Consider the following 2,971-nt stretch of genomic DNA (forward strand, 5'->3'; position numbering starts at 1 on the left):
GCCCCCTGCCCCCTGCCTCTATAGCGATGGTATATTTTTTATTTGGAAGTCCCTTAACTGAACTGTATTGTTTTTTATCCCCCTATTCCCATGATTGAAATTCATCAATGGCGCTACGAATTAAGGAAGTTATTTGAGCGCGACGGGTTTCAAAGTTTGCGGCGATGTAAATCAGCAGGATGCCAACTAGCAAGCCAACAATCCATTTTAAAAAGGAGTACTGCAAGCTGAAAATTACCGATTGATAGATTGTAGTGATTAAAAAAGTAGCTGTACCAATGTAGAGAAAAGCCCGCACTCGCAAAGCTAATCCGGCAAAGATGGCGATGAGGCTGAAAATTCCCGGTATCCAGGCTGTATCTTGATTAAATAAAATTGCCCATCCACAAATTAAACCACTACTTAGTACTCTCAGAATATGGCGAGCTGCTTTGTACTCTGGTAACCTCAGTTGGGTATCTACTTGAGCAATATAAAGCAGTGATAACCCAATTGGCGTTACATACCATAAAACATCAGTCAGGCGTAAGGAATCAAACCATCGGAAAAGTGCCCAATCAATCAACGCCACACTGACATAGGTAAAACGGATGTTTTCACCCACCTTTGCGAGAAAGATGTAGAATCCAGCTGCGAGTACCAAGGTAATGGGGTAAGTTTGCAGTCTGGTTTCCCATAGAATTATCAATGGAATGATGTAGGCGGCTTGCTGCCAAGGTCTTTTAGACCAACCCCAATTTTCCCAAGGTAGAATGTACAGAAAATAGGCTACCACACAGGCGATCGCACCGTTCCAAGGAACTAACGGCCCCGCCCAAAATTGTCCCACTGCTGTCTCGCGCCAATAAACCCTCATCCCGGCTACCTCTAATAAGCCGAGATAAACCCACATTTCGGCTATTGTGATTCCTCCGAAGATGCTGGGGGAAGTGCGCGAATTTCGTCCCTGAAAGATGGCATAGCGAATTAAAAATACCCCAGTTGCCAATCCCACTAAACGGTTAACTCCAATGGGAAGAGGAATGGCAGCCATTAATAAGCAGCTACTCCAAGCCCAATGAATATGGGCAATTCCTTTCAGTTCTTGAGGAGTCAGGCGTAAGTAGCTTACCAGCCAAGGCGACAGGATACGGTAAGCATACATAATACTGGCACCAAGGGCAGACATGGCAATCAATCCATCACCTAATGCTCCTCCTGAAACTTGTAACATTTGATAGAACAAAAGTTCATAGGCAGAAATTGATACGCCAATTATTCCTAAGTACAGCAGGGGTTTAAAGCTCTCGCGCCGTCGCCCTACGCCAATAATAATTAAAGCTACACCCAAGGAATACAAACCAGTCCACTCGGTGAAAGTGTTCACACGCAGTAATACACTAAAGGCACCATAAATTAATGGCAAAATATGAAAACTGCTAGGAAGCCTTTCTAACTGATGTCGTCGTCGCCACCACTCGCCGACAAGTTGAGCGATTAAACCTAAAGCGATATTTGCGATCGCTATCTTAACAGTTGAGTGTTCCCCAAATCCCAGCCCTTGGGCAATCAACAATTCTAAACACCAACCGATGCCATAAAATGCCCAATTTGTCGGTTCGCGCCAACTGCGATAAACAATGGCTACCAAGGTAATTTTAGTGGCAGCTAAGTATAAAAATCCAGAAGTAATAAACCCTGAGTAAATCAGTACTGAGTGCAGCGTCAAACCCAACAACTCAAAACCACACAATGCGATCGCCCATTTATCGCTGGCGGCTGCATATATAACTGCTAATTCGTTACTGCGTTGGCTCAAAACTGTCCGCGCTAACCATAGACTTAGGGTTGCGATCGCTCCTACGACAAACCAACCTGCTAGCGAGAGGCGAGGTAAGCCAGGTACACCTACCCATAGCAGCGCCACAATGAAACTCAAAAGAAATCCTTCTGTAATTACCGCAGATATTTGGTTTCGCAAATAGCGCGTATTGGCGAACATCAATCCCGTACCCACAGCCAAACCGATTAATCTGGTTTCTGGTAGCTGTAAAGTAAGTAACTGAGCAACTCCTACAGTCAAGACACTCAAGTAACGGGTAGTAGTCCGACGTTCTGTAGTTGTGCAATTGGCAACACCCGTGAGAGCTATAGGCGTAACTAGCCATAAGGCTCCCCAATAAGCTTGGCTATCAGCTATGCCATACCAAGATGATTCTGCATTCATCCACAATAGGAAAAAACTAGCGGCGGCTAGTCCTAAACCGATATCCCATGCACTACGTTGCCATAGTCCTTCTTTGACGCTAAATCGCCATTCTGCAACCATCAGAGCTAATAAAATACTTGCCCAGACTTGTTGACTTAGGGTTGGTTCCAGCCAATTAATGGTAGAGCAAAATGTCAGCACTCCCATGATGTGAGTTAGATATACCAGCGGAAGAGAGGAGGAGCGGCGTTGAGTGACGAATGCCAGAGTGATGGTGGAAAATAGCAAATTTAGCGATCGCAATGTGGGATTGACTATAGCGATCGTTGTTAAAAAAGTTCCAAATAAGAGGGTGAGAAGTTCACCAAATTTAGCCAATTCTCGCTTTTCGGTGCGATGCAGGCTATCTGTGAGCGCCACCATCAAAATTACGTAGGGAAATAAAGCTATACTCAGCAATGCCCAAGGTTCATTTTGAGAATTGGTGAGTTGGGTGCCAGTTGCGATCGCTAATTTCTGGAAGCTATCAGGTACTAATCGCCAACCTAGCCAAATCGTCTGTAAGCCGATGACAAAAACAGCCGCGAAGTCAGCCTTTAAACTGTACCGCTGCAAGCGACTTCCCACAAACCACAAACCCAAACCACTTACAGCTATTGCTTGCCAAGGATAATTTGCTACCGAAACCAGCCAACCTAAGAAGAGAAGAATTCCACCGAGTTTTTCCCAGAGTAAGAGGGATGAGGGGGATGGGGGAGATGGGGAGGATGAGGGAGATGAGGG

General features: G+C 45.3%; 1 protein-coding gene. It reads right to left on the minus strand.

Annotated elements, in window-relative coordinates; all coding sequences use genetic code 11:
• Window positions 1-82: 82 nt before the first annotated feature.
• The coding region (locus F8R90_RS20935) for a DUF2157 domain-containing protein (protein WP_196512287.1) at window positions 83-2,971 on the minus strand (2,889 nt) is incomplete at its 5' end.

Origin of the sequence: Nostoc sp. NZL (genome assembly GCF_015714705.1) — a bacterium.
Taxonomy (GTDB): Bacteria; Cyanobacteriota; Cyanobacteriia; order Cyanobacteriales; family Nostocaceae; genus Nostoc; species Nostoc foliaceum_A.